The following is a 24,663-nucleotide window of genomic DNA, read 5'->3' as shown; positions in this document are numbered from 1 at the left end:
ACCGCGCCGTCGTCAGCCGTCTCCCCTAAGCCGTCGTTCTCGTCTATGGAGCGCCAATGACCGTCGAGACACCCGAGATTTCCGTCGTCGTTCCCGTCCATGACGAGGCCGGCGCCGCCGTGCCCCTGGCGCGCGAGATCGCCGCCGCCTTTGCCGGGCGTTCGTATGAGATGATCTTCGTGGACGACGCCTCCAGAGACGCCACCCTGGCCGAGCTGAAGGCTGCCATGGCCGAACTGCCGGCCCTGCGCGTTCTGGCGCACGGGACCAATGCCGGGCAAAGCCGTGCGGTCCGCACCGGCGTCCTGGCGGCCCGCGCGCCGGTCGTGGTGACCATGGACGGCGACGGCCAGAACCCCCCCGCCGACGCGCCCCGCCTGGTCGACGCCCTGCTGGCCGCCCCCGCCGACGTGGGCCTGGTCGGCGGCCGTCGCGCCAAGCGCCAGGACACCGAGGCCAAGCGCCAGGCCTCGATCTGGGCCAACCGCATCCGCCGCAAACTGCTGGGCGACGACGCCGACGACACCGGCTGCGGGCTAAAGGCCTTCCGCCGCGACGTCTTCCTGCGCCTGCCCTACTTCGATCACATCCACCGCTACCTGCCGGCTCTGATGATCCGCGAGGGGTTCAGGAACCAATACCTCGACGTGGACCACCGCCACCGCGAGGTCGGCCGTTCGAAATACACCAATTGGGGCCGCTTGCGGGCGTCCTTCTCGGACCTGCTGGGCGTCATGTGGTTGAAGACCCGTTCGCGCCGGCCAGGCGCGATCTCGGAGTTCTGAAAAACCGTCTCCTCCCCATATCATGGGGAGGTGGCGCGACGCTCTTTGCGTCGTGACGGAGGGGCTGGCGCCGCATCACAGCCGCCCTTGCGACTTCAAGAGCCCCTCCACCGCGAAGCCTGTCCTCGGGCTCGCCTTTGGCGAGACCCGGGGGCGGTCCCCCTCCCCGCTTCGCAGGGACGAGACATGAAAAAGGGCGGGGTCTCGCGACCCCGCCCTTCTGCATTTCAGCGTCGGAGGACTTGGACTTAGAAGTCCATGCCGCCCATGCCGCCCATTCCACCCATGTCAGGGGCGCCGCCGGAGCCGCCCTTCTTGGGGGCGTCGGCGACAGCGGCTTCCGTCGTGATCAGGATGCCGGCCACCGAAGCGGCGTCTTGCAGGGCCGTGCGAACGACCTTGGCCGGGTCGATGACGCCCATCTTGACCAGGTCGCCGTATTCTTCGGTCTGGGCGTTGAAGCCGAAAGAGGCGTCTTCGTTTTCCAGAACCTTGCCGACCACGATCGAACCTTCGACGCCGGAGTTTTCGGCGATCTGACGGATCGGAGCCTGCAGGGCGCGACGGATGATCGCGATGCCGGCGTTCTGGTCGGCGTTGTCGCCCTTGACGTCGGCCAGGATTTTGGAGGCCTTCAGCAGGGCGATGCCGCCGCCGGGAACGATGCCTTCGTCAGCCGCGGCGCGCGTGGCGTTGAGGGCGTCGTCGACGCGGTCCTTCTTTTCCTTCACTTCGACTTCGGTCGAACCGCCGACGCGGAGAACCGCGACGCCGCCGGCCAGCTTGGCCAGACGTTCCTGCAGCTTTTCCTTGTCGTAGTCGGAGGTGGTGTCTTCGATCTGGCGCTTAATCTGGGCCACGCGGGCTTCGATCGCGTCCTTCTCGCCGACGCCTTCGACGATGGTGGTGTCGTCCTTGGTGATCGAGACTTTCTTGGCCTTGCCGAGCATGTCGATGGTGACGCTCTCAAGCTTGATGCCCAGGTCTTCCGAGATGACTTGGCCGCCCGTCAGGATGGCGAGGTCTTCCAGCATGGCCTTGCGGCGATCGCCGAAGCCCGGCGCCTTGACGGCGGCGACGCGCAGGCCGCCACGCAGCTTGTTGACGACCAGGGTCGCCAGGGCTTCGCCTTCGATGTCCTCGGCGATGATCAGCAGCGGACGGCCCGACTGCACCACGGCTTCCAGGATCGGCAGCATGGCTTGCAGCGAGGTCAGCTTCTTCTCGAACAGCAGGATGAGCGGCTCTTCGAGTTGAACCTCCATCTTGTCGGCGTTGGTGATGAAGTAAGGGCTCAGGTAGCCGCGGTCGAACTGCATGCCTTCGACGACGTCGACGGTGGTGTCGGCGGTCTTGGCTTCTTCGACGGTGATGACGCCTTCGTTGCCGACCTTGGCCATGGCCTGGGCGATCAGCTCACCGATTTCGCTGTCGCCGTTGGCCGAGATGGTGCCGACCTGGGCGATTTCCGAGTTGTTCGAGACCGGCTTGGACTTGTCCTTGATCTCTTGCAGGACCAGCGTGACGGCCTTGTCGATGCCGCGCTTCAAATCCATCGGGTTCATGCCGGCGGCGACGGCCTTGAGGCCCTCTTGCACGATGGCTTGAGCCAGGACGGTCGCGGTGGTGGTGCCGTCACCCGCCTTGTCGTTCGTCTTCGAAGCGACTTCGCGGATCATCTGGGCGCCCATGTTCTCGAAGGCGTCTTCCAGCTCGATCTCTTTGGCGACCGAAACGCCGTCCTTGGTCGAGCGCGGAGCGCCGAAGGACTTCTGGATCACGACGTTGCGGCCCTTGGGACCCAGGGTCACCTTGACGGCATTGGCGAGAACGTTGACGCCGCGCAGCATCTTGTCGCGCGCGTCGGTGTTGAAGTGTACGATTTTAGCGGCCATGCGGGCAGCTCCTATCTATTGATTACGTTGAAGAAGGTCGTCGACGCGGGTGCTTACGAGAGCACGCCCAGAACGTCGGATTCCTTCATGATGATCAGGTCGTCGCCGTCGATCTTCACTTCCGTGCCCGACCACTTGCCGAACAGGATGCGGTCGCCGGCCTTCAGTTCCAGAGCGTTCACCTTGCCGGACTCGTCACGGACGCCGGGGCCGACGGAGACGACTTCGCCTTCCTGCGGCTTTTCCTTGGCGGTGTCGGGAATGATGATCCCACCCTTGGTTTTGGATTCTTCTTCAACGCGCTTGACCAGCACGCGGTCGCCGAGCGGACGGAACGCCATCGGACTTCTCCCTTGGTAAAACCCCCGGATCGGGGCGTTCTGAAATCGTGAGCGGGCCTTCACGCGATCGCCGTTTTGGCAGTCGACCGGCGAGAGTGCCAACGCGAGCGGGAGTTAGGCAGACGGGGGGGCATCGTCAAGCGGCGACACCGTTAATCGCCTGCGAAACTTCCGCGACAACGCGACGCGCGCATGAACCGAAAATGAATGCAGACCTCTGGGGTCGTTCAAGCGCGGGCCGATAGAACCGTTTCAACGCTCGAGGCATTCTCCTGTCGGAACGCAGATCGAGCAACGAGATAAAGGAGACGGAACATGTCCAAGCTGCTGAAGATCACCGCCGTCGTCGCCGCCCCGGTCATGGCCCTGAGCCTGATGGCCGCCCCGGCCTCGGCCCAGTCGCGTGATCGCGACGACGCCGGCCGCAACGCCCTGATCGGCGCCGCCGTCGGCGGGCTGGCCGGCGCCATCTACGGCAACGGCGACGGTCGCTACATCGCCGGCGGCGCCCTAGGCGGCGCAGCGATCGGCGCGGTGGCCTCCTCTTCGAACCGCGGTTCGGGCTGCGAATATTATCGCGGCGGCCAGTGCTACCGCAACCAGGGCCACTGGGAACGCGAGCACGGCATCAACAGCCGGGACTCGCGCTACGAGCAGCGCCGCGACTACCGCGATTATCGCCGCGAGCAACGTTATGATCGTCGCGACGATCGCCGCGATTACCGTCACGACCGCCGCTGGTAATCGCGTGGCGATCTGAGAAAAACGAAGGGCTCGGCCGCAAGGCCGGGCCCTTTCTTTGTCAGCCCATCAGGCGCGTCATCAGCGCAGCCGTCGACGGATCGAGGTCCGCCGACGGCCCGCCGGCGTCCACGTCCTTCAGGATCGCCTTGGCCAGCACCTTGCCCAGCTCGACGCCCCATTGGTCGAAGCTGTTGATGTCCCAGATCACGCCCTCGACGAAGGTCTTGTGCTCATACAGCGCCAACAGGGCGCCCAGGGCGTGGGGCGTCAGGCGCTCCATGACGATGGCCGTCGAGGGGCGGTTGCCTGTGAAGGTGCGGTGGGGCGCCAGACGGGTCGCCTCTTCCTCCGACAGACCCTGGGCCAGACCCTCGGCCTTGGCCGCCTCGGTCGTCTTGCCCAGCATCAGGGCCTGGCCTTGCGCCAGGGCATTCGACCACAGCGGCGATTCCGGCGCATCGGCATGCGTCCCCCCAGTCAAGGTATGGGCCACGATCACGAACTCGGCCGGCACCGTCTGCGGTCCCTGATGGATCTGCTGGAAGAAGGCGTGCTGGCCGTTGGTGCCCGGTTCGCCGAACACGACGGGGCAGGTCTGGCGCGTCACAGGCGTGCCGTCGCGATGCACCCGCTTGCCGTTCGACTCCATCTCCAGCTGCTGCAGGAAGGACGGCAGACGGCGCAGGGCGTGGGCATAGGGCGCCACCGTCCGCGCCGGCCGGTTCAACCCATCGACGTTGAACACCTGGGCCAGGGCCAGCAGGATCGGCGCGTTCTGCTCCAGCGGGGCCGACACGAAATGGTCGTCCATGGCCGCAGCCCCGGCCAGCATCTGTTCGAACACGTCCCAGCCCAGGGCGATGCCGCACGACAGGCTGACCGCCGACCACAGCGAATACCGCCCGCCGACCCAGTCCCGGAAGGCGATGGTGCGGCCGCAGCCGAAGGCCGCCGCCTTGTCCGGCGCCGCCGTCACCCCGATGAAGTGTTTGGTCATGCCCTCAGCCGGCAATGACGCCGCCAGCCAGGCCTTGGCCGCCTCAGCGTTGGCCAGGGTTTCCTGGGTGGTGAAGGTCTTGGACACCACCACGACCAGGGTCGTCTCGGGGTCCAGGCCCGTCAGGGCCTCGGCCATGTCGCGCGGGTCGATATTGGCCACGAACCTCAGGTCGATGGCCGGATCCAGCGGACGCAGGGCGTCCCACACCACGCGCGGCCCCAAGTCCGACCCGCCGATGCCGACATGGACGATGGCCTCGAACTTGCGCCCCGTCGCCCCGGCCTCGGCGCCCGAGCGCACCGCGTCGGCATAGGCCTTCATGTCCGCCCGCACGGCGTCCACCTCGGCCGAGACCGGCTCGCCGAGGGCCTTGAAGTCGGCGCCCGGCGCGGCGCGCAGGGCGGGGTGCAGCACCGCCCGCCCCTCGGTCAGGTTGACGGCCTCGCCGGCGAACAGGGCCGCGCGACGTCCCTCGACATCGGACGCACGGGCCAGATCCAGACAGGCGTCGAACGCCGCCCGGGTCCAACTCTGTTTCGAAAGGTCAAGATAGAGGCCCGCCGCCTCGACCGACATCCGCGCCAGCCGCTGGGGATCGGCGGCGAACTGGTCCACGATCCGGGTCTGGCCCGCCTCGGCGGCGGTGCGATCGAATGTCTTCCAGGCGTCGTCGCGGCTCATGGCGTCCTCGGTCGGTGGCGGTTGGAGAGGGTAAACACTCGTTTACGGGTCGGGCGTATTTAGGTTCAACGTCCTAGCGGACGGTGAAACAGGAAGTCATCCCCATGTCTTGCGGCCTCGCGCTCTCGATCGCCCTGGCGATGTCCAATCCCGCCGTCGCCCTGGCGGCGGATCAGCCGGCGGCCGTGCCCGGCGCGCCGATCTCGGTGGCGACCGAGCCGCTGTTCGCCGACATCATCTCGCGCTCGACCAGCCTGAAGGCCATGGTCGACGGTTGGGCGACCGCCAAGGCCGCCGACGACGCCGCCTTCTTCACCAGCCAGGCCTTCACCGGCTTCAAGGCCCAGACCGAGCAGCTGGCCGCCCTGGACATGCAAGGCCACCTGATCCTGAAGGAACGCGGCACCGACGGCGACCTGAAATGCATCCTGCGCGGCATCTCGGAGGACATGCCCAAGAAGGTCCAGGCCGTTCAGGCCGCCGCCAGCCCAGCCGAACGCGCCGTCGCCCTGTCGGAACTGTCCTATCTGCTGAACGACAATGTCGAGGTCATCACCGCCCCGCCCAAACCGGAAGTCTGACCCGAGATGGACCTTGATCGGCTGAGGAAGAATCGCTTCGCGATTCCGCTGAAGCCGTGAATCAAGGTCCCGCTTGAATCTGGAGCCTGATTCACCGCTACGTCGAAGCGCGAAGCGCTTCAACTCAAGCGGATCAGGCTCTAGAGGGCGTTCAACGTCTCCAGAACGCCCTTGCCGTAGCGATCCAGCTTGGACTGACCGACGCCGGATATGGCGCCCAAACTGTTCAGGTCGCCCGGCTCCGCCTGGGCGATCTCCAGCAGGGTCTTGTCCTGGAAGATGACGTAGGGCGGGACATGCTGTTCCGAGGCGCGGTCTCGGCGCCAGGCGCGCAGGGCCTCGAACCGGGCGCGGACATCGGCGTCCATCGTCTCCAGCGCGGCGTTGCGGCCCTCGCCGGTGCGGTCGCGGCGATTGCGCGGATTGCCCGAGCGAGTGCCGGCGTCATACCCTGCGGGCACGCGGCGAACCTCGATCTTGCGTTCGGCCTTGTACACGGCGCGCACCGCCTCGCCGTCGCCCAGACCGACCAAGGGCTTGCCGTCGTTGGCGTCCTCGACCAGCAGGCCTTCGAACAGCAGATGATCGACGATGTCGCGCCAGCCGTTGGGCGAGATGTCGGCGCCGATGCCCCAGGTGGACAGCTGCTGCTCCCAGGGCTGGACCGCCTTGGTGCGGCCGGTCAGGTGATCGACGATCCGGCCTCGGCCGAAGCGGCCGCCCAGCCGTTGCACCGCCGCCAGGGCCTTCTGGGCCGGGACCGTGGCGTCATAAAGTTGGGGCGGGTCGCCGCAGATGTCGCAGACGCCGCAAGGCTCCGCATCGGTCTCGCCGAAATAGCGGCGCACGGCCTGGGCGCGACAGACGGCGCCGTCCAGCATGGCGAACAGCTGGCGGGTCTTTCGCACCTGGACCTGTTTGACCTCCTCGGCCATCGGGCGACTGTCGAGGCGGCGCAGGGACCAGGCGATGTCGGACGGGCCATACAGGGTGATGCCCTCGGCCGGCTCGCCGTCACGACCGCCCCGGCCGATCTCCTGCCAATAGGCCTCTAGGCTGCCCGGAGGATCGGCGTGGATGACGAAGCGCACGTCGGCCTTGTCCACCCCCATGCCGAAGGCGATGGTGGCCACCATGACGGCGCCCTCCTCGGCCAGGAACCGCTCCAGGCGGCGGTCTCGCTCCTTGTTGTCCATGCCTGCGTGATAGGCGATGGCGTTGGTCCCGGCGTCGCGCAGCGCCTGGGCCACGCGGTCGCAGCCGTCACGACTGCCGCAATAGACCACGCCCGACTTGCCCCGCCGCTCGCGCACCAGTTCGATGACCCGGGCGTCGGTCTTGGCGCGCGAGGCGCTCTCCTTGCGCTCGGCCGACAGTTGCAGGTTCGGCCGTGCGAAGCTGTCGACGAAGACCTTGGCCTCCTCCAGTCGCAGGGAGCGCAGGATGTCGTCGCGGGTGCGGGCGTCGGCCGTGGCGGTGACGGCGATGCGCGGCACATGGGGAAACCGCTCGGCCAGCAGACCCAGGTTGCGATAATCCGGGCGGAAGTCGTGACCCCATTGCGAGACGCAGTGGGCTTCGTCGATGGCGATCAGGCTCAGCGGCAGTTCGGCCAGCCGGTCCATCATGGCCCCCGCCGCCAGACCTTCTGGCGAGACATAAAGCAGGTCCAGATCGCCGGATCGCGCGGCCGCCCAGATCGCCGAACGCTCGTCCATCGAGACGCCGGAATCGAGACGTGCAGCGGCGACCCCCTGCTGTTTCAACGCCTCGACCTGATCGGTCATCAGGGCGATCAGGGGAGAGACGACAAGGCCGAGGCCCGGGCGCAGGATGGCCGGGATCTGATAGCAGACGCTCTTGCCGCCGCCGGTCGGCAGGACAGCCAGCACATCGCCGCCGGACAGGATCTGCTCGACCACCTGGCCCTGCATCCCTCGGAAATCGGCGTGTCCCCAGACGCGCGACAGCAGGGCCCGGGCGTCGTTCAGGTCAGGCGTATCGGTCGGGGAGAACTGGGGCTGCGTGGCCGACATCCTTAAGCTGTGCACTCTTTGTTCCCAAGAGCCTGATCGTTTTTGAAGGAACCGCTTCGCGGTTCCGGCAAAAGCGTGAATCAGGCTCTCGCTTTAATCTGGAGCCTGATTCACGCCATCAATGAAATCGCGAAGCGATTTCCTCTCTGCCGATCAGACTCCGTGCGAAGCGCCGCCGGCCGCGAAAGCGACCGACGGCGGCATCAGATGGGGATGGATTTCAGTGGGCGGGGGCTTCGGCGAACTGGCCGCCGACGCGATAGCGCCACAGATAGGAGGGGGCGATGGCTGCCATGCCGGCCGGATGGTCGATGCCCAGGGCGCTCAGGCCCAGGGCGTCTGCCGCCACGACATTGTCCTTCTCGAGCATCAGCACCTGATCGCGCGTCAGCGGGGGGGTGACGCCGACGAACCTGCTCAGTTGCAGCAGCGACCCCAGGGGCTTGGCGATGGCGAACGGCACGGGGACCAGCATCCGGTCGCGACCGGTCTCGCGGCGCACCAGTTCCAGCACTTCGCGGAAGGTGTAGAGGCTCGGCCCGCCCAGTTCGAAGGTGCGGCCCGCCGCATCGACGCGGGTCACGCCGCGCGCGATGGCCTCGGCGACATCGCCGACATAGACCGGCTGGAACCTGGTGTCGCCGCCGCCGATCAGCGGCAGGACCGGCGACAGGACCGCCATGGACGCAAAGCGGTTCAGGAAGCCATCACCGGCGCCGAACACCAGCGACGGACGCAGGATGACCGCATCCGGATAGACGGCGCGTACGGCCTCTTCGGCCTTGGCCTTGGTGCGACCGTAGGCCGACGGGCTGGCGGCGTCGGCGCCGATGGCCGAGATCTGAACCAGACGCTGGACGCCCGCCGTCCTGGCGGCTTCGGCGATGGTCTTGGCCGCCTCGGTATGGACGGCGTCGAAGGCGCGCTTGCCGCCCGCGTCGTGCAGCACGCCGACCAGATTGACTACGGCGTCGGCGCCACGCACGGCGGCGGCCACGTCCTCGGCGCTGGTGATGTCGCACCGCATGAACTGAATCTGGCCGGGATCGCCCAGCGGCTGGATCTCGATGGCCAGGACCGGATTGCGCACGGCCACGCGAATGCGCCAGCCGCGACGCGCCAGGGCGCGCACCGCCTGCGACCCGATAAAGCCCGATCCTCCGAAGAGAGTCACGACGCCGGGGGCGAGGTCAGCCATGGGGAAAGCTCCAGTCGAAATCTGTGTCGGCGGGATAGACGATAGGGCGCCGCACCGCAACGCGGGCGTTCACGGTGACGCTGGCGATCCACTCGTGGCCGCCCATCTGATCACAATGAAGCTTTTCACCATCGGTTACGAAGGCGCGACCCAGGCGGAAGTGATCGCGCGCTTGAAGGCGGCCGGGGTCGAAACCCTGGTCGATGTCCGCGCCGTCGCCGCCTCGCGCCGCGCCGGTTTTTCCAAGACGATCCTGGGCGAAAGCCTGAAGGCCGAGAGGATCGACTATGTCCATCTGCGCGGTCTCGGCACGCCCAAGGCCGGACGTGATGCGGCGCGCAAAGGGCATGTCAGCGAGATGCGCGCGATCTTCGCCGATCACCTGGCCGAACCGCAGGCGCAGTTGGAATACGAACGGTTGAAGGCGTTGGCGGGCGAGAAGCGCCTCGCCCTGCTGTGCTTCGAAGCCGACCACGCCGGTTGCCACCGCGCCATCCTGGCCGAACGGCTGGCGGACGAGGACGGGGTGACGGTGGTCAACCTATAGGATTAGAACCGGACAGCCCCCAGCCGTCTCCTCCCCATGAAATGGGGAGGAGACGCGGCGCGCCTTCGCGCCGTGACGGAGGGGCTATTCGACGCATCGCAGGCGTCCGTGGGACTTCAAGAGCCCCTCCACCACGCTGCGCACGGTCCCCCTCCCGCTTCGCAGGGAGGAGACGGTTTTCACTTACGGACGCCCCACCAACTGATCGACCGAGCCGCTGGTCACCGGGTGATAAAGCGGCCGGGCTTCGGCGTAGATGCGGCGGGCGATCGGGCGGCCCCAGTCGCCCTCGGTCCACAGGGTCTGGAACAGGGGCATGACGAACTTGCGGCGGCCCTGGCTGGTCAGGAACTTGTCGGCCGTGGCGACGGCGGGCTGATAACGGTGGGCCAGGGCGATCTGCAGCCAGCCGAAGGTCAGTTCGGCATTGCCCTCGTTCGCCAGGTTCAGGGTGCGCTCCAGATCGGCCAGCTGCGCATTGGTCAGCCAGTCGGTGTTGGCGCGCAGGCCTTCGGGACGCCAGCCCAGGAATCGCTGGCGCTGCTGGGTGTTCCAGTCCGCCCACGGGATGGCCGAGGCCGGTCCCTTATCCTTGAAGAAGGCGACGGCGGACGCGTCCACCGGCTCGAACGCATGCGACACCGGGGCCACGGCGTTCGACGGCAGGCCGGGCTGATAGACCCAGGCCTCCAGTTGCAGTTCGGATTCCAGGGCCGCGTCTCCCTTCACCAGATTGGCGCGGATGTCGTCCAGGAACATGGCCGTGGTCATCGGGCGATAGGCGTTGCGGTCGAAATAGCCGCGCAGCCAGGCGTCGAACTTCTCGCGCCCGACGACCCGCTCGATGGTGCGCAGGAAGGCCGACCCCTTGTCATAGGCGATGGTGTTCATGCCGTCGTCGGGGTCGCGGCCCGTCAGGTTCAGATGCAGGCGGGTGTCGTCGGCCGGCAAGGACTTCAGCTCATCCTGAAGCCCGTCCCAGCTCAGCACCTGCTCCTGAACCGCGCGATCATAGCCGTAGATCGACTCCATGATCCGGTTCTCGAAATAGGTGGTGAAACCCTCGTTCAGCCAGAAGTCGTTCCAAGTGGCGTTGGTCACCAGATTGCCCGACCAGCTGTGCGCCAGTTCGTGGGCGACCAGCGACACCAGCGACCGGTCGCCGGCGATGATGGTCGGGGTGGCGAAGGTCAGTTTGGGGTTTTCCATCCCGCCGAACGGGAAACTGGGCGGCAGGACCAGCAGGTCGTAGCGGCCCCAGCGATACGGGCCGTACAGCTTCTCGGCCGCCGTCACCATCTGGGCGGTCGGCTCCAGCTCCCACTGGGCGGCGCGCAGGCGGCTGGGCTCGGTCCAGACCCCGGTGCGACCGTCGAACGGCGCAAAGGCGATGTCTCCCACGCCGATGGCGATCAGATAGGGCGGGATCGGATTGTTCATCCTGAAGCGCCAGCTCTTCATGCCACCCCCTTCAGAATTGGGCGCGGCCGCCTCGCCGTTGGGCGTCAGGTGGTCGGCGCTCATGACCACGGTCAGGTCGGCGGGCGCGGTGATGCGGGCCGAATAGGTCTGGCGGATGCCAGGGCTGTCTTGGGTCGGAACCCAGGTGCGGGTCAGGATCGCCTGGCCCTGGCTGAACAGATAGGGCTTTTCGCCGCCCGCCGTCTGGGTCGGGCTGAGCCATTGCAGGGCCGCCGCGTCGGGTCGCGTCGAATAGGTGACGACGATCTTGCGCCGTTCGTTGGCGGCGAAGGCCGGGAAATAGACGGTCAGGGGCTGGCCCTTGATGGCGTCGTTGTCGCCGACGACGAAGCGCAGCGGCCGGCCCTCGGAATCCTGCACATCCTGGATGTCCAGGTTGCGGATATCCAGGATCACCTCGTTGGCGCCGGCGACCGCCAGGATGTCCAGGGTCGCCGTGCCCGACAGGGTCTTGGCCTCGAAGTTCGCGGTCAGGTCCAACGCCACGTCGACGACGCGGGCGATCTCGGGCCGGGCGTAGGTGTGGCTGTCGACCGCGTCGGGACCGGGCGCCGGCGCAATGGCGGGGGGGGTCATGGCGCTGCCCCCGGTCGTGGTGGAGCAGGCGCTCAGCCCCATGGCGGCGGCGAGGGCGAGGGCGGAGACGAGACCGAGAGCTTTGCGCTTCATCGAGGCTTTCCTGGGCTGACCGTAACGATTGGCCGGAGAACGCGCGGAAACGCCGAAAAGATCAAGTCTCGGTCTAAGTGCTCGCGACGGGAGGCAGGTGATGGGCGCGGAACAACCGTCCCCGCTCGGCGAACAGCACCCAGCCCAGGGCGACCAAACCAAAGACGGTGAAGCCCACCGACATGGGTATGGTCGTGCCGTTGAACTGCTGACCCACTGCAAAGCCCAGCAGCGAGCCGACGATGGTGGAGATGAAGCCCTGAATCGAGGCGGCGGTGCCGGCGATCTTGCCCATCGTCTCCATGGCCATAGCGCCGAAGTTGCCGGCCAGCAGACCGAAACAGAACATGGTCAGGGTCTGCAGCACGGCGAAGGTCCAGATCGATTCATGCCCGCTGATCGCCACGCCGGCATGGACGGCGGAGATGGCGGTGAAGCCGATGAGGGCCGTGTGCGAAATCTTGCGCGAACCGAGTGTCACCACCAGCCGGGCATTGACGATCGAAGCCACGGCGATGCCGCCCGCGATCAGGGCGAAGATGGCCGGGAAGGCCGCCTCGGCATGGAACACGTCGGCGAAAATCTGCTGCGACGAGTTGATGAAGCCGAACAGGGCCCCCGTGATGGCCGTCATGGCCAGGGTGTAGCCGATAGCCGTCCGGTCGGTCAGGGCGGTCTTGTAAGCTGCAGTCAGACGCTTCACCTGAATGGGCAGGCGATCCTCGGGCTTCAGCGTCTCGGGCAGGCGCAGGGTCGCCCAGACGATCAACGCCACGCCGATCAGGCCCAGGCCTGCGAAGATCCAGCGCCACGGCCCGACCAGCATGATCAGTTGCCCCAGCGAAGGCGCCAGGATCGGCACGCCCAGGAAGACCAGGAAGCTGAACGACATGACCCGCGCCATGGTGCGACCCTCGTAACGGTCGCGCACGATGGAAACGGCCAGCACGCGGGTGCAGGCGCTGCCCAGGCCCTGGCCGATGCGGGCCAGGATCAGCATGTCAAACGTCGGCGCCAGGGTCGCCAGCAGGCTGAAGACCACATAGACGCCCACGCCGAACAGCAGGACCGGCTTGCGTCCGAACCGGTCCGCCAGCGGCCCGTAGAACAGCTGCGCCCCGCCGAAACCGAGCAGATAGGAGGTCACCACCCACTGCCGATCATTGTCAGCCAGCACGTTCAGATCGGCGCCGATGTGCGGCAGGGCCGGCAGCATCGAGTTCGATCGCCAGCGCATTCAGCGCCATCATCAGGGCGATGAGACAGACGAACTCGACGAAGCCGAGCTCCTTCTTGGCGGGCGCTGACGCGAGGGAAGAAGACATCCGGGCCAGATGCGCCGTCATGCCCCGATCCGCAACCGCAGCCCCGTCACAAATTGCTGCAATGCAGCGAAATCGAGGTTGAACAGCAGGCGCCTCGCCATCGCCGCGAACCTCGGCTAGAGGAAGTCATGACAGAACAGATGACAGCACAGGCGGCGCTGGACCGCCTCGAAACCCTCTACACCCAATCCGTGACCAACCTGCGCGACGCCGTGCGGGATTTCGTCAACACCGGCGAGCGGCCCGATCCGCTGAAACGCGCCGACGGGGTGTTCGCCTATCCCGAACTTCGCATCCGCTGGGACGGGGATCGCCCTCAGGACCTGGAGCCGCGCGCCTATGCCCGGCTATCGAAACAGGGCAGCTACGCCACCACCATCACGCGGCCGGACCTGTTCCGCCCCTATCTGACCGAACAGCTGGGCCTGCTGGAACAGGAATACGCCGCGACGTTCGAGGTCGGGCTGTCGCGCCAGGAAATCCCCTTTCCCTATGTGACGGACGGGCTTGAGGTCGCGCTGGACCGGTCGATGACGGCCGCCCTGGCGCGCTGGTTCCCGACCACGGACCTGGCCCATATCGGCGACGAGATCGCCGACGGTCTGTTCGAGATGGGCGGCGACTTCCCGCTGTCGCACTTCGACGGACTGCGGACCGACTTCTCGCTGGCGCGGCTGAAACACTACACCGGCACGCCGGTCGACGACGTTCAGTCCTATGTCCTGTTCACCAACTACAATCGCTATGTCGACGAGTTCGTGCGCTGGGCCATCGAACAGCTTCAGACGCCGGGTTCGCCGTACGAGACCCTGTCCTGCGCCGGCGGCGTGGTGATCACGCGCGACACCCCTAACCCCGAGGCGGCGATCAGCGACACGGCCTGGAAGAAGCACCAGATGCCGGCCTATCACCTGACCGCGCCGGGCCATAAGGGCGTGACCCTGGTCAATATCGGCGTCGGCCCTTCCAACGCCAAGACGATCACGGATCACCTCGCCGTCACCCGCCCGCACGTCTGGCTGATGATCGGTCACTGCGGCGGCCTGCGCGCCAGCCAGACCATCGGCGACTATGTCCTGGCCCACGCCTATCTGCGCGACGATCACGTGCTGGACGCGGTCCTGCCGCCCGACATCCCGATCCCGTCGATCGCCGAGGTCCAGCGCGCGCTTTACGACGCGACCAAGTCGGTCAGCGGCATGCCCGGCGACGAGGTCAAGCTGCGCCTGCGCACGGGCACGGTCGTCACGACCGACGACCGGAACTGGGAGCTGCGCTATTCCAAGTCGGCCCTGCGCTTCAACCAGAGCCGCGCCGTCGCCATCGACATGGAAAGCGCCACCATCGCCGCCCAGGGCTATCGCTTCCGCGTGCCCTACGGGACACTGCTGTGCGTGTCGGACAAGCCGCTGCACGGCGAGATCAAACTGCCGGGCCAGGCCAACCGCTTCTACGAAGGCTCGATCTCCGAACACCTGCAGATCGGCATCCAGGCGGTGGACCTGATGCGCAGCGAAGGCTCACGCCTGCATTCGCGCAAGCTACGCGCCTTTGACGAACCGCCGTTCCGGTGATCCAAAACTGTCTCCTTCGTGGGGAGGGGGACCGCGCGAAGCGTGGTGGAGGGGCTCTTGAAGTCCCACTAACGTCTGTGATGCGGTGAAGAACCCCTCCGTCACGACGCGAAGAGCGCCGCGCCACCTCCCCGCAGAGCGGGGAGGAGACGGATTTGTGGATCGTCAGACCGCCGCCTTCTCCAACGCGCCGGGCTCGACAGGGCTGGGCGCGGTCTCGGCCTTGCGGGTGTCCTGACGACGCGGCAACCGCCAGATCTGATGCGAGCTGTAGCGCACTCCGTCCCAGGCCAGGGCCGTGACCGTGATGGTCTTGGCGTCCCAGTCGATCTGGTTGAAGCCCGGCGGCGACCCCCGTTCACGGTGCGACAGCGTCCCGCAGCCGACGGCGTAGGAGCAGCGGTCCGCCAACGGGATCGGCATGGCGAACGGCACATGGACGTGGCCGGTCATGATCAGATCGACGCCGGCCTCGGCGAAGATCAACGCCGCCTCGTCGCCACGTTTGACGTCGCCGGTCATCGGCGTGCCGATCATCTCGATCAGCGGGTGATGGCAGGCCAGGATTCTCAGCGCGCCGATGGGCGCCTGGCGCAGGGCCTCGGCCGCGCGCCGCGTCTGGTCCAGATCGATGACGCCCTTGGACCAGTTGGGCCGCGCCTGCCACCCACGCGCCGTGACCACGCCACGCACCATCACCGTGTCGCTGAGGAACTGGCCGTCGTGGGCGGGAAAGCCGGTCGCCGTCTCGAAGGCGCGCCACGGATGAAGCACCCGCGCCACCGCATCCCAATAGGGCACGTCGTGATTGCCGACGATGACGAAGCGCGGCTCGGGCATGGCCCGCATCCATTCGCCGGCGGCGGTGAACTCGTCCGGGAAACCCTTCTGGGTGATGTCGCCGGTGATCAGCACCAGATCGTTGGGCGTGGCGTGCGCGTAGTCCAGGGCGGCGGCGCAGGCGTGCTTGTGCTCGCAGCCGAAATGGACATCGGAGAACTGAAGAACCCGCCCCACTAGATGCTGTCCTCGGCCGACGGCGGTCGCGGCGCCAAAGCCTTAAAGGCCTTGGGCACGAAGCGGATTACGGCGTCGGGCTTGAGCAGCAAGGGTTCGCCGTCGATCACGGCGGGAATCTTGGACCGGGCGCGCACCTCGATCAGCTTGGCTGGGCGGGTCGAGACCGCCGGGTCCTGACGCCAGTCGCTGAACAGGGCCGTGGCGGCCAGACGGAAGGCCTGGGTCGCGTCGCTGGGGTCCATGGCCGCCGCCTCCAGTCCGATGGGATCTTCCATCGCCTTGGAGATCATCGGACTGATCAGCACAAGCGCCTCGGTGCGCCGCCGTTCGCCGCCGTCGAGGGAGAACCGCAACCGGCCCGAGAAGGCGCGTTTCAGGGCGCGGCGTCCGTATTGCCAGGCCAGCTTGATCTTGCCGGTCCGCATCGCCTCGCGCGCCGGCGCCCACAGGGCAGGCGATCCTAAAATGGCCGCGCAATAGAAGTATTCGCCTTGTACCTCCCCACCGGAGACAGGCTGAGGCTCGCCTTCTTCCAGCGCCCGTTTCAGCGCCAACTTCCAGTCGGCCGTTCCGTACAGGGCTTTGGGCAGCATGTTCATGGTGCCGCCCGGCAGGGGCGCGATCATCGGACCGTCAGGCCGCGCCTTGGACGCCACAGAGCGTGCGGTGCCATCGCCGGCCAGCACGAAGATCACGTCCGGCTCAGCCGCAAAGGCGTCGGCGATGATCTTGTCGAAGTTTCCGCCATCGAACGTCATCACGTCGGTCTTCAGATCATATTCGGCCAGGATCGACTCGGCCTCGCCCGCAGCGCGCGGCCCCACGCTGCCGGACAAGGGGTTGATCAGGATCACGACGTGCTTGAGCTGCGCGTGAGGCGTCAACGCAGGCGTTTCAGCGGCGTCGGGAGGAGAGATCGTAACGTCGGTCATGGCGGCCGAACGCCCCGCAGCCGCCGCCGTTCCGCACAAGCGTCACCATATTTCGACCGGAAGGCGGAACCTAAGCAAGGAGGACACGTTTGCTGCCTCAGGGGCGAACACCCAGGGACAAAGGATTTCACCATGAACAAGGCGATTATCGCGATTGCCGGCGCCGGCCTTCTGGCTTCGGCCTGTGCCAGCGACCCGTACAGCAACAGCGGTTCCAACCAGACCGTGCGCCAAGGCGCCATCGGCGCCGGCCTCGGCGCCGTCGCCGGCGCCATCATCGGCAACAACGTCGGCGGCGGCAACGCAGCCACCGGCGCCCTGATCGGCGGTGCCCTGGGCGGCGCGGCCGGCGCGATCCGCGGTTCGAACCAGGACCGCAACAACCAGCAGCGCTACCGCGACAATCAAGGTCGTTACTACTACTGCTACGATAACCGCCAGGACGAATGCTACTGGGACAACGGTCAGCGTCGTTACTGATTGTTGTGAAAACTTGTCGGTCGCGCAACTGAGCGACCACCGCTAGGTTGAAGAGGCGGCTTGTCGAAGGACGGGCCGCCTCTTTTGCGTAATGGGCCGGCCAAGCCGGAGGAGGGCTGAGATGAAGCGATCGACAGGGCTGGCGATGCTGGCGATGGGACTGCTGGCGGCATGTGCGCCGACGCCGAAGCGGACGGCGCTGGTGATGGGCGAATCGCCCTGCGTCTCGGGCCGGTTCGACGTCTATTTCGTCGAGAACCAGGCGCGGCTGACCGATGCGGCGTCTCTGCTGCTACGCACCGCCGCCGACAAGGCCAAGGAATGTCACGTCAAGCACGTGCGGGTGTTGGGTCTGGCTGATGCGACCGGCACGGTCGAAGCCAATCTGAGCCTGTCGCAGCGGCGCGCCCTCGCGGTCGCCGAAGCCCTGACCCAGGCCGGCATGCCCGCGCCTGCCTTCGAAGTTAACGCCGCCGGTGACGCAGGCGCCGTCAACGCCTCGGGCGCCGACGAACTGCTGCGCCGACGCGCCGAGGTGTTCATCGAGACCTCGCCGCGCTGATCTGTGGCAAAGGGGGCGATGGCGCGGGCGAGACCAAGGGACTAGATTGCGGCCGCCCCCAACGTCGGAAATCGCCCTTTGCGTCCCCTCGCCTTTCTCGCCGGTCTGTTGCTGTGTCTGCTGTCGCTCTCGGCAGCTCAGGCCCAGCCGGTTCAAAGCCAGCCTTCCGGCCTCGTCGCCTTCGGCCCGCAACGGACCGAGCGGATCGAGGCCGAACTGGTCCCGATGTCGCAGTGGGTCGCGCCAGGATCGACCACCGTGGTCGCCGTGCGCCAGAGGATCGCGCCGGGCTGGCACACCTATTGGCGCAATCCGGGAGACAGCGGCGGCGCCACCAGCCTGGTCTGGACCCTGCCTGATGGGGTGACGGCCGATCCCATCCTGTGGCCGCTGCCCAGCCGCCAACGGCTGATGAGCCTGATGAACTACGGCTATTCGGGCGCGGTCCTGCTGCCCGTGCCGATCCATGTGCCGGCCTCGGCGCGGCCGGGCGAGGTGCTGACCCTGACGACGGACGTGCTGTTCCTGGTGTGCAGCGACCAGATGTGCGTGCCCGAGCCGCTGACCCTGTCGCTGGCCCTGCCGGTGCGCGAGGGCGCCGCCCCGCTGGCGAAACCTTGGGGCTCCGAGATCGAGCGGTTGGTCGAGACCGCGCCGCGCCCGGCGGGCCTCGAGACGCGCGTCACGGCCGAAGCCGGCAAGCTGATCCTGACGGCGACGGGTGGGCCGTTGTCGGGCAGCGACATCGGCCAGGTCTATTTCTACCCCTACGAGGGCGGACGGATCGACCATGCCGCCGCCCAGCCGGGAACACGAGGCCCCGACGGCGTGAGCGTGACGCTGACGCCCGGCCGAGAGGCGGCGTCTTCGCCCCTGAGCGGCGTCCTGGCCACCGACAAGGGCGCGTGGGAAATCACGGCCCAACCCGGTCCGCCGCTGGCCGGCGCGCAGGGACAGGGCGCATTGGCGCCGCTGGACGAGGCGACCTCGGCGCCGGCCAGGACCGGCGCGCCGGTCTTTCTTCAGGCCCTGGGTCTGGCCCTGCTGGGCGGGCTGGTGCTGAACCTGATGCCCTGCGTCTTCCCGGTCCTGGCGATGAAGGCGGCGTCGCTATCGGCGGCGGCGCACGATCCGGCGCGGGCGCGGCGCGACGGCCTGGCCTTCACCGCCGGGGTTCTGGCCAGCTTCCTGGTGCTGGCAGGCGCGCTGCTGGCGCTGAGAGCGGCGGGTCAGGCGATCGGCTGGGGGTTCCAGCTTCAGTCGCCGGGCGTGGTCGCGGCCCTGGTCCTAGTGATGCTGCTGGTCGGGCTGAACCTGTCGGGCGTCTTCCATGTCGGCGCAGGGATGCAGAACGCCGGGTCGGGGCCTCTGTCGCGCCTGCCCGGCGCAGCCGGCGCCTTCTTCACCGGAGTTCTGGCCGTCGTGGTCGCGGCGCCCTGCACCGCGCCCTTCATGGCGGCGGCCCTGGGCGCGGCGCTGGTTCTGCCTTGGCCGATGGCGCTGGCGGTCTTCCTGATGCAGGGGATGGGTCTGGCCCTGCCCTATCTGGCGATCAGTCTGTCGCCGGGCCTGCTGTCGCGCCTGCCGCGACCGGGGGCGTGGATGGAGCGACTGAAGGGCCTGTTGGCCTTCCCCATGTATGGAGCGGCGCTGTGGCTGCTGTGGGTGTTCGCGCGACAGGCCGGTGTGGATGCCCTGGCCCTGCTGCTGACAGCGGCGCTGTTGCTGGCTTTCGCTGCCTGGCTGTGGGGTCTGGTTCAAGCCGCCCGTCAGCGCGACGAACAGGCCGTAGTGGCCACGGTCGCCGCGACCATCGCCTGTTTCATGGCCATCGGATTCGGCGGACTGGCGGGGGGCGTGGCAAGTAACGATGATGTCTCAGCCCAAAGCGAAGGCGGCCCCCTCGCCGCCCAGCCCTGGTCGGCGGCGGCGGTGGCCCAGGCGACGGCGGCAGGACGGCCCGTGCTGGTCAACCTGACGGCCGACTGGTGCGTGACCTGCAAGATCAACGAGCGTGCGGCCCTGTCGTCGCCCCGCGTCGCCAAGGCGATGACCCAGGCGAACGCCGCCTATCTTGTCGGCGACTGGACCCGTCGTGACGACGCCATCACCCGCGAACTTCAGTCCCATGGTCGCTCGGGCGTGCCGCTGTATCTGTTGTATCGACCCGGTCAGGTCCAGCCGGAGATCCTGCCGCAGCTGCTGACCGAAGGCGTCGTGATCGATGCGCTGAAGAAATAGGCAGCAAGTTAAACGTCATTCCAAACGTCCGTCACCCTCGGGCTCGTCCTGAGGGCCCACCTTCAGGCGCGCTGGACCGCAAGGTTTTTCAGAATGCAGGCTGACGCGTCGGCTGCTGAGCCCGAACAACCGTAGGTCCTCGGGACGAGCCCGAGGGTGACGGATTTGTAGATTAGGATCAGCTCAGGAACCTCTGAACCGCCGCCAGAAACCGCTGGGGCTGTTCGATCATCACCTGGTGCTGGGCGCCTTCGACCCGCTCGAACCGCGCGGTGCGGGGCAGGCCCTCGAAGCCGTAACGATAGAGGCCTTCCAGCCGATTGCGAGGGGCTTCGGTATCTCGGGTCCAGCCATAGACCACCGTCACCGGGGCGGTGATCTGGGACAGGCGCGGGCGCAAATCGACGGTCAGGGCCTCGTATAGGCCCTGGGCCAGGACGCGTCGGTCGCCGCCCTGAAGCCCCAGGCCCTGGAACACCATGTCGCCAGCCAGACCCATGTCGACGCCAAAGGCGGCGACCTGGGACTTCAACGCCTGATCCCCGAACAGCAGCAGGGCCTGATAGCCCAGCCGCGCCAAGGGCTCGACCTGGGCCGAGGTCGCGCGGGCGTCCACTAGAGACGGGAAGAAGGGCGAGGAATCGACCACCATCACCCGCCCGATCCGGTCGCCCATGTCGGCGGCGACGCGCAAGGCGATCTGACCGCCCAGCGAATGGCCGATCACGGCGGGACGGTCGATACGCTGCTCGCGGATATAGCGCTCGATCTCGCTGGCGGCCGGGCCGGCCAGACCGCCGCTGACATTGCCGCCGATGTCCGTCTCGCCAAAGCCGCGCACGGTGAACAGATGCACCCGGTAGCGGTCGTCCAGCCGATCCGCCGTCGAACGCCACGCCGCCCCGGTCGAACCCAGGCCCGGAATGAAGATGATGTCCGGCCCCGTCCCGCGCGTCTCGACGATGATCCGGCTGGAGCTGAACGCGGGCGGCTGAACAGCAATCTGGGCTTGGACGGCGGCGGGGATGAGGACGAACAGGGTCGCCACAAGCGAAACGAAGAGACGGATCATGATGCGTCCCTAACGCCCGATCACGGCGATCGGTTGACGGCGCGTTTGCGGCTTATCGCCCCTTGAAGTCGGGTTTGCGCTTTTCGACGAAGGCGGACATGCCCTCCTTCTGATCCTCGAAGGCGAACAGGGAGTGGAACAGGCGGCGCTCGAACTGGACGCCTTGCGTCAAGGTGGTCTCCAGCGCCGCGTTGATCATCTCCTTGTTGGCCATGATCGCCAGCGGGCTTTGCGAGGCGATCCAGGCGGCGATCTTGCGGGTCTCGTCCAGCAGGGTCTCGTGTGGGAAGACACGCGAGGCGAGACCGGCGCGTTCCGCTTCGGCCGCATCCATCATCCGGGCGGTCAGGACCATGTCCATGGCCTTGGACTTGCCGACCAAGCGGGTCAGGCGCTGCGAACCGCCGATGCCGGGGGCGACGCCGAGGTTGATCTCGGGCTGACCGAACTTCGCCTTCTCGCTGGCGACGATGAAGTCGCACAGCATGGCCAGTTCGCAACCGCCGCCCAAGGCGAAACCGTTGACGGCGGCGATGATCGGCTTCCTGAAGCGGGTGATGCGGTCGTGGCCGAGCGCGAAATAATTGCCCGTGTACATCTGGGCATAGGTTTGATCCGCCATCTCCTTGATGTCGGCGCCGGCGGCGAAGGCCTTGTCGCCCGAGCCGGTCAGGATGAGGCAGCGCACGCTGTCGTCGTGCTCGACACTGTCGAGGAAGTCGGCGAGGTCCTTGAACAGGGCCGAGTTCAGGGCGTTCAGCGCCTCGGGCCGGTTCAGGGTCACCACCGCATAGCCGTCGGCGTGGCGTTCGATCAGCAGGTTGGAATAGGTGTCGGCCATGGTCGGTCTCCTTCGTTTGGTCGGTCATATCGGATACCGCCTCTCTCGTCATTCCGGGCGAAGGGCCGCTTGGCCCGAAGACCCGGAACCCAGCGGCGCCGAAGGCGAAATGATTTAGCCAGACCGATACCGCCGCCTGTGTACGCGACAGGTTCGCGCTCACGCGCGCCGCTGGGTTCCGGGTCTGCGCTGCGCTTTGCCCGGAATGACGAAAGAAAGAACGAAAGATCAGCGTCGCGGCATCAGCGCCAGGGTCAGGCCCGCGCGCACCAGTTCGGCGACGACCACCATGCCCAGCAGCAGATTGGCGGCGATCACCTGACCACGCGCGCCCGACAGGTCCAGCGTCCAGCCGAACACGGACGACAGGGCCAGAACCAGGGCCGAGAGCAGGATCAGGCCGACCAGCAACATCAGGGCGACATGCCCCGCCTTCAGCGCCGCCTGAAGCGTCGGACCCTCGTCCAGCACGCGGGCGCGACGGCGAAACAGGCGCGCGATCAAGCCGGTGGCGGCTGCCTCGGCTGCGGCGGCGACGATCAGGGCCGCGACGAACCACCAGACCAGACCGCCCAGGTCGCCCACGCGCAGGCTCTGAGCGAAGTGGACGAAATAGGCGCCCCAGACCAGAACCCCGACCACCAGACTGATCCAGAGATGGATCTTGCGCATCGCTCAGCCCTCCAACCCGACCATGGCGGCCAGCTTCTGCACCGTGTTCCAGTTGCGGCCAGTGCCGACGCCGATCAGGCGCGGCTGGGCCTTTTCCGCCATTTTCGACGGGCCCAGGCCGTCGGGATGCCAGAAGAACAGGTCGCCGTCCGCCGGTTCGACCCGTTCGTCGCCGGCCGCGAAGCCGCGCAGCGCCTCGACCGCGCCGTCCTTGATCCCAGCCTTCATCACCATGACCAGCAGCTTGGAGCCGTCGATCCCGGCCTGATCCGTGAACGGATTGGCGACCATCAGCGCGGCCCATTGCTCAGGCGTGCGCACGATCACGTCGATGGGGCGGCCGAAGTGGGCGGCGATCCCCCGCTCCAGCCGCGCCTCGACATCGGCCGGTTCGGCGTCGCTCTCGACCACCAGATTGCCGCTGGCCAGCAGGGTGCGCGGATTGGCGAAACCGGCCTCGACGGCGATGGCCTTCAGCTCGGCCATCGGGACCTTGACCCCGCCCACGTTGACGCCCCGCAATAGGCAGATGCGGTCGCTCATGGCCTTACGCCTTCTGGCAGGAGGGGCAGTAGAAGGTGGATCGACCGCCCTGGACGATGCGGGCGACGACGCCTGTGCATTTCTCTCCGCGGCACGGCTCGCCCTCGCGGCCATAGACGTCGAACCGGTGCTGGAAATAGCCCTGGCCGCCCTCGGCGTTGGCGAAGTCGCGCAAGGTCGAGCCGCCCGCCGCGATGGCGTCGTTCAGGACGTTGCGGACCTCGGTCGCCAGCCGTTCCAGCCGGGACTTCGACACCGATCCTGCCGCAACCAGCGGCGAGATGCGGGCGCGGTACAAGGCCTCGCACACATAGATATTGCCCAGGCCGGAAACGATCCGCTGGTCCAGCAGGCTGACCTTGATGTTCTGTTTCTTGCCGGCGAAGGCCTCGACCAGATGGGCGCCGGAAAAACCGTTGCCCAACGGCTCTGGCCCCAGGCCCGCGAACCAGGGGTGGCTGTCGACCCGATCGGTCGGGATCAGGCCCATGAAGCCGAACCGGCGGGCGTCGGCGTATCCGATGCGGGTCGCTGAGCCGTCGCGGATGGCGCAGCCGCTGAAATGCTCGTGCTTGCCGGCGATGGGCGCCGCCTCCTCGAACTCACCCAGCAGGGTTCCGTCCAGGGTGAAGCGGCCGGTCATCCCCAAGTGCGTGATCCAGGTCTCGCCGGTCGACAGGGGCATGAGCAGATATTTGGCGCGGCGGTCGATCCGATGGACCGTCGCCCCCTCAAGCCGTTCAGCGAACCGCTCGGGGAAGGGAAAGCGCAGGTCGGGCCGGTTGATCCTGACCCGCGACAGCCGCGCGCCCTCCAGCACCGGCGTCAGGCCGCGTCGGACGGTTTCGACCTCGGGAAGTTCAGGCATGAGGCGTCGTAGCCCGCCCGCGCGGCCCCGCCAAGCCGGGTCGCACATCACGTCGCCGTCGCAGGATCGACACGGCGGCGACACGCCCGGCAGGCATGGAGGGGGCGACGATCCGGGGGGACGATCATGTCGGACTTCACCGCAGACGCCGTCCCGCCGACCCATCGAAAGCCTGCCGCCTTTCGATGGCGGATGCGGCCGTCCAGCGAGGAGACGGCCATCATCGCCGCCGCCGCCATCGTGGGACTGAGCGCCGCCTTTTTGCTGTTCCCCGGTGTGGACCTGGCGGTCAGCGACCTGTTCCATCGGACGCGGGACGGCTTCTATCTGGCCGACGATCCCGTGCTGCGCGCCCTGCGCAAGAGCTCGACCCTGGTGATGTCGCTGATGTTGCTGGCGGCGGTCGGGCGGTGGATCTGGCGGTTGCTGAGGCGGCGAAAGGCCGATCTGGCCGGGCGACGGGCGCTATTCGTGATCGCGGGCCTAGCCCTGGGGCCGGGCCTGGTGGTCAACAGCCTGTTCAAGGAAATCTGGGGTCGGGCGCGCCCGATCGACGTGCGGTTCTTCGGCGGCG

General features: G+C 67.3%; 23 protein-coding genes. 8 read left to right on the top strand and 15 right to left on the bottom strand.

Annotated elements, in window-relative coordinates:
* Nucleotides 1-56 precede the first annotated feature (56 nt).
* On the top strand, nucleotides 57-785 hold the full coding sequence (locus ACZZZD_RS11515; RefSeq protein ID WP_428153627.1) for a glycosyltransferase family 2 protein: 729 nt from the start codon (nucleotides 57-59) through the stop codon (nucleotides 783-785).
* 248 nt (nucleotides 786-1,033) lie between these two features.
* On the opposite strand, the gene groL is transcribed toward ACZZZD_RS11515, so the two are convergent.
* Together groL and groES are read right to left on the bottom strand one after the other, a co-directional pair.
* Nucleotides 1,034-2,680, bottom strand: coding sequence for a chaperonin GroEL (gene groL, locus ACZZZD_RS11510; RefSeq protein ID WP_463435162.1), 1,647 nt, complete (start codon nucleotides 2,678-2,680; stop codon nucleotides 1,034-1,036).
* 53 nt (nucleotides 2,681-2,733) lie between these two features.
* Complete coding sequence (groES, locus tag ACZZZD_RS11505) at nucleotides 2,734-3,021, bottom strand: co-chaperone GroES (protein WP_008259448.1); 288 nt, start codon at nucleotides 3,019-3,021, stop codon at nucleotides 2,734-2,736.
* A 315-nt stretch (nucleotides 3,022-3,336) separates the two neighbouring features.
* Here groES and ACZZZD_RS11500 point away from each other — a divergent pair, with 315 nt between their 5' ends.
* The gene (locus ACZZZD_RS11500; RefSeq protein ID WP_463435160.1) at nucleotides 3,337-3,765 is read left to right on the top strand and encodes a hypothetical protein; all 429 of its coding nucleotides are present in this window, start codon (nucleotides 3,337-3,339) and stop codon (nucleotides 3,763-3,765) included.
* Between the two features lie 58 nt (nucleotides 3,766-3,823).
* Here ACZZZD_RS11500 and pgi read toward each other — a convergent pair whose 3' ends face one another.
* Nucleotides 3,824-5,446: a glucose-6-phosphate isomerase gene (gene pgi, locus ACZZZD_RS11495; RefSeq protein ID WP_463435158.1), complete on the bottom strand. Its 1,623-nt coding sequence runs from the start codon at nucleotides 5,444-5,446 to the stop codon at nucleotides 3,824-3,826.
* Nucleotides 5,447-5,550: 104 nt separating this feature from the next.
* On the opposite strand from pgi, the gene ACZZZD_RS11490 reads away from it, so the two are divergent.
* Nucleotides 5,551-6,027, top strand: coding sequence for a hypothetical protein (locus tag ACZZZD_RS11490; protein ID WP_463435156.1), 477 nt, complete (start codon nucleotides 5,551-5,553; stop codon nucleotides 6,025-6,027).
* 140 nt (nucleotides 6,028-6,167) lie between these two features.
* Here the strand turns inward: ACZZZD_RS11490 and recQ are convergent, their stop codons facing one another.
* Together recQ and ACZZZD_RS11480 are read right to left on the bottom strand one after the other, a co-directional pair.
* On the bottom strand, nucleotides 6,168-8,063 hold the full coding sequence (recQ, locus tag ACZZZD_RS11485; protein WP_463435154.1) for a DNA helicase RecQ: 1,896 nt from the start codon (nucleotides 8,061-8,063) through the stop codon (nucleotides 6,168-6,170).
* A 220-nt stretch (nucleotides 8,064-8,283) separates the two neighbouring features.
* Nucleotides 8,284-9,261, bottom strand: a complete 978-nt coding sequence (locus ACZZZD_RS11480; RefSeq protein ID WP_463435152.1) for a complex I NDUFA9 subunit family protein — start codon at nucleotides 9,259-9,261, stop codon at nucleotides 8,284-8,286.
* Between the two features lie 115 nt (nucleotides 9,262-9,376).
* On the opposite strand from ACZZZD_RS11480, the gene ACZZZD_RS11475 reads away from it, so the two are divergent.
* Nucleotides 9,377-9,808 (top strand): DUF488 domain-containing protein, encoded by a 432-nt coding sequence (locus ACZZZD_RS11475; protein ID WP_463435150.1) that lies wholly within the window; start codon nucleotides 9,377-9,379, stop codon nucleotides 9,806-9,808.
* Between the two features lie 183 nt (nucleotides 9,809-9,991).
* On the opposite strand, the gene ACZZZD_RS11470 is transcribed toward ACZZZD_RS11475, so the two are convergent.
* From ACZZZD_RS11470 to ACZZZD_RS11460, 3 genes are all read right to left on the bottom strand, one after another.
* Nucleotides 9,992-11,959: a M1 family metallopeptidase gene (locus ACZZZD_RS11470; protein WP_463435148.1), complete on the bottom strand. Its 1,968-nt coding sequence runs from the start codon at nucleotides 11,957-11,959 to the stop codon at nucleotides 9,992-9,994.
* A 73-nt stretch (nucleotides 11,960-12,032) separates the two neighbouring features.
* On the bottom strand, nucleotides 12,033-13,175 hold the full coding sequence (locus tag ACZZZD_RS11465) for a multidrug effflux MFS transporter (protein WP_463435146.1): 1,143 nt from the start codon (nucleotides 13,173-13,175) through the stop codon (nucleotides 12,033-12,035).
* Nucleotides 13,126-13,305, bottom strand: coding sequence for a hypothetical protein (locus tag ACZZZD_RS11460; protein WP_463435144.1), 180 nt, complete (start codon nucleotides 13,303-13,305; stop codon nucleotides 13,126-13,128). Before ACZZZD_RS11460 ends, ACZZZD_RS11465 begins: the two co-directional genes overlap by 50 nt.
* 107 nt (nucleotides 13,306-13,412) lie before the next feature.
* On the opposite strand from ACZZZD_RS11460, the gene ACZZZD_RS11455 reads away from it, so the two are divergent.
* A complete protein-coding gene (locus ACZZZD_RS11455) occupies nucleotides 13,413-14,858 on the top strand; it encodes an AMP nucleosidase (RefSeq protein WP_463435142.1) in 1,446 nt (481 codons plus the stop codon).
* Nucleotides 14,859-15,023: 165 nt separating this feature from the next.
* Here ACZZZD_RS11455 and ACZZZD_RS11450 read toward each other — a convergent pair whose 3' ends face one another.
* Together ACZZZD_RS11450 and ACZZZD_RS11445 are read right to left on the bottom strand one after the other, a co-directional pair.
* Nucleotides 15,024-15,875 carry a metallophosphoesterase family protein gene (locus ACZZZD_RS11450; protein ID WP_463435140.1) on the bottom strand — a complete coding sequence of 284 codons (852 nt, stop codon included), beginning with the start codon at nucleotides 15,873-15,875 and terminating at the stop codon, nucleotides 15,024-15,026.
* Nucleotides 15,875-16,810: a diacylglycerol/lipid kinase family protein gene (locus tag ACZZZD_RS11445; protein WP_463435139.1), complete on the bottom strand. Its 936-nt coding sequence runs from the start codon at nucleotides 16,808-16,810 to the stop codon at nucleotides 15,875-15,877. Before ACZZZD_RS11445 ends, ACZZZD_RS11450 begins: the two co-directional genes overlap by 1 nt.
* Before the next feature lie 132 nt (nucleotides 16,811-16,942).
* Between ACZZZD_RS11445 and ACZZZD_RS11440 the strand changes: the two genes are divergently transcribed.
* The 3 genes from ACZZZD_RS11440 (at nucleotide 16,943) to ACZZZD_RS11430 (ending at nucleotide 20,093) form a co-directional block, all read left to right on the top strand.
* The gene (locus tag ACZZZD_RS11440) at nucleotides 16,943-17,290 is read left to right on the top strand and encodes a glycine zipper domain-containing protein (RefSeq protein WP_463435137.1); all 348 of its coding nucleotides are present in this window, start codon (nucleotides 16,943-16,945) and stop codon (nucleotides 17,288-17,290) included.
* Nucleotides 17,291-17,411: 121 nt separating this feature from the next.
* Nucleotides 17,412-17,852 (top strand): OmpA family protein, encoded by a 441-nt coding sequence (locus tag ACZZZD_RS11435; protein WP_463435135.1) that lies wholly within the window; start codon nucleotides 17,412-17,414, stop codon nucleotides 17,850-17,852.
* A 78-nt stretch (nucleotides 17,853-17,930) separates the two neighbouring features.
* Nucleotides 17,931-20,093 carry a protein-disulfide reductase DsbD family protein gene (locus tag ACZZZD_RS11430; RefSeq protein ID WP_463435134.1) on the top strand — a complete coding sequence of 721 codons (2,163 nt, stop codon included), beginning with the start codon at nucleotides 17,931-17,933 and terminating at the stop codon, nucleotides 20,091-20,093.
* A gap of 178 nt (nucleotides 20,094-20,271) precedes the next feature.
* On the opposite strand, the gene ACZZZD_RS11425 is transcribed toward ACZZZD_RS11430, so the two are convergent.
* From ACZZZD_RS11425 to mutM, 5 genes are all read right to left on the bottom strand, one after another.
* Entirely contained in the window at nucleotides 20,272-21,165 is an 894-nt protein-coding gene (locus tag ACZZZD_RS11425) for an alpha/beta fold hydrolase (RefSeq protein WP_463435132.1), read from the bottom strand.
* A gap of 52 nt (nucleotides 21,166-21,217) precedes the next feature.
* On the bottom strand, nucleotides 21,218-22,006 hold the full coding sequence (locus ACZZZD_RS11420; protein ID WP_463435130.1) for an enoyl-CoA hydratase-related protein: 789 nt from the start codon (nucleotides 22,004-22,006) through the stop codon (nucleotides 21,218-21,220).
* A gap of 228 nt (nucleotides 22,007-22,234) precedes the next feature.
* Nucleotides 22,235-22,678: a hypothetical protein gene (locus ACZZZD_RS11415; RefSeq protein WP_463435128.1), complete on the bottom strand. Its 444-nt coding sequence runs from the start codon at nucleotides 22,676-22,678 to the stop codon at nucleotides 22,235-22,237.
* A gap of 3 nt (nucleotides 22,679-22,681) precedes the next feature.
* Nucleotides 22,682-23,221, bottom strand: a complete 540-nt coding sequence (locus ACZZZD_RS11410; RefSeq protein ID WP_463435126.1) for a DUF1697 domain-containing protein — start codon at nucleotides 23,219-23,221, stop codon at nucleotides 22,682-22,684.
* Between the two features lie 4 nt (nucleotides 23,222-23,225).
* Nucleotides 23,226-24,089, bottom strand: a complete 864-nt coding sequence (gene mutM / locus ACZZZD_RS11405) for a bifunctional DNA-formamidopyrimidine glycosylase/DNA-(apurinic or apyrimidinic site) lyase (RefSeq protein WP_463435124.1) — start codon at nucleotides 24,087-24,089, stop codon at nucleotides 23,226-23,228.
* Nucleotides 24,090-24,663: the final 574 nt, after the last annotated feature.

It is taken from the genome of Brevundimonas sp. AC546, from assembly GCF_979258305.1.
Note: the sequence above shows the minus strand (reverse complement) of the source record. Positions and strands in the feature narration are given on the sequence as shown.

Excerpts from the sequence above, each read along its gene's own strand:
- ACZZZD_RS11515 (WP_428153627.1), top strand. The coding sequence starts at position 57 with ATGACCGTCGAGACACCCGAGATTTCCGTCGTCGTTCCCGTCCATGAC.
- groL (WP_463435162.1), bottom strand. The coding sequence starts at position 2,680 with ATGGCCGCTAAAATCGTACACTTCAACACCGACGCGCGCGACAAGATG.
- groES (WP_008259448.1), bottom strand. The coding sequence starts at position 3,021 with ATGGCGTTCCGTCCGCTCGGCGACCGCGTGCTGGTCAAGCGCGTTGAA.
- ACZZZD_RS11500 (WP_463435160.1), top strand. The coding sequence starts at position 3,337 with ATGTCCAAGCTGCTGAAGATCACCGCCGTCGTCGCCGCCCCGGTCATG.
- pgi (WP_463435158.1), bottom strand. The coding sequence starts at position 5,446 with ATGAGCCGCGACGACGCCTGGAAGACATTCGATCGCACCGCCGCCGAG.
- ACZZZD_RS11490 (WP_463435156.1), top strand. The coding sequence starts at position 5,551 with ATGTCTTGCGGCCTCGCGCTCTCGATCGCCCTGGCGATGTCCAATCCC.
- recQ (WP_463435154.1), bottom strand. The coding sequence starts at position 8,063 with ATGTCGGCCACGCAGCCCCAGTTCTCCCCGACCGATACGCCTGACCTG.
- ACZZZD_RS11480 (WP_463435152.1), bottom strand. The coding sequence starts at position 9,261 with ATGGCTGACCTCGCCCCCGGCGTCGTGACTCTCTTCGGAGGATCGGGC.
- ACZZZD_RS11475 (WP_463435150.1), top strand. The coding sequence starts at position 9,377 with ATGAAGCTTTTCACCATCGGTTACGAAGGCGCGACCCAGGCGGAAGTG.
- ACZZZD_RS11470 (WP_463435148.1), bottom strand. The coding sequence starts at position 11,959 with ATGAAGCGCAAAGCTCTCGGTCTCGTCTCCGCCCTCGCCCTCGCCGCC.
- ACZZZD_RS11465 (WP_463435146.1), bottom strand. The coding sequence starts at position 13,175 with ATGCTGCCGGCCCTGCCGCACATCGGCGCCGATCTGAACGTGCTGGCT.
- ACZZZD_RS11460 (WP_463435144.1), bottom strand. The coding sequence starts at position 13,305 with ATGACGGCGCATCTGGCCCGGATGTCTTCTTCCCTCGCGTCAGCGCCC.
- ACZZZD_RS11455 (WP_463435142.1), top strand. The coding sequence starts at position 13,413 with ATGACAGAACAGATGACAGCACAGGCGGCGCTGGACCGCCTCGAAACC.
- ACZZZD_RS11445 (WP_463435139.1), bottom strand. The coding sequence starts at position 16,810 with ATGACCGACGTTACGATCTCTCCTCCCGACGCCGCTGAAACGCCTGCG.
- ACZZZD_RS11440 (WP_463435137.1), top strand. The coding sequence starts at position 16,943 with ATGAACAAGGCGATTATCGCGATTGCCGGCGCCGGCCTTCTGGCTTCG.
- ACZZZD_RS11435 (WP_463435135.1), top strand. The coding sequence starts at position 17,412 with ATGAAGCGATCGACAGGGCTGGCGATGCTGGCGATGGGACTGCTGGCG.
- ACZZZD_RS11425 (WP_463435132.1), bottom strand. The coding sequence starts at position 21,165 with ATGATCCGTCTCTTCGTTTCGCTTGTGGCGACCCTGTTCGTCCTCATC.
- ACZZZD_RS11420 (WP_463435130.1), bottom strand. The coding sequence starts at position 22,006 with ATGGCCGACACCTATTCCAACCTGCTGATCGAACGCCACGCCGACGGC.
- ACZZZD_RS11415 (WP_463435128.1), bottom strand. The coding sequence starts at position 22,678 with ATGCGCAAGATCCATCTCTGGATCAGTCTGGTGGTCGGGGTTCTGGTC.
- ACZZZD_RS11410 (WP_463435126.1), bottom strand. The coding sequence starts at position 23,221 with ATGAGCGACCGCATCTGCCTATTGCGGGGCGTCAACGTGGGCGGGGTC.
- mutM (WP_463435124.1), bottom strand. The coding sequence starts at position 24,089 with ATGCCTGAACTTCCCGAGGTCGAAACCGTCCGACGCGGCCTGACGCCG.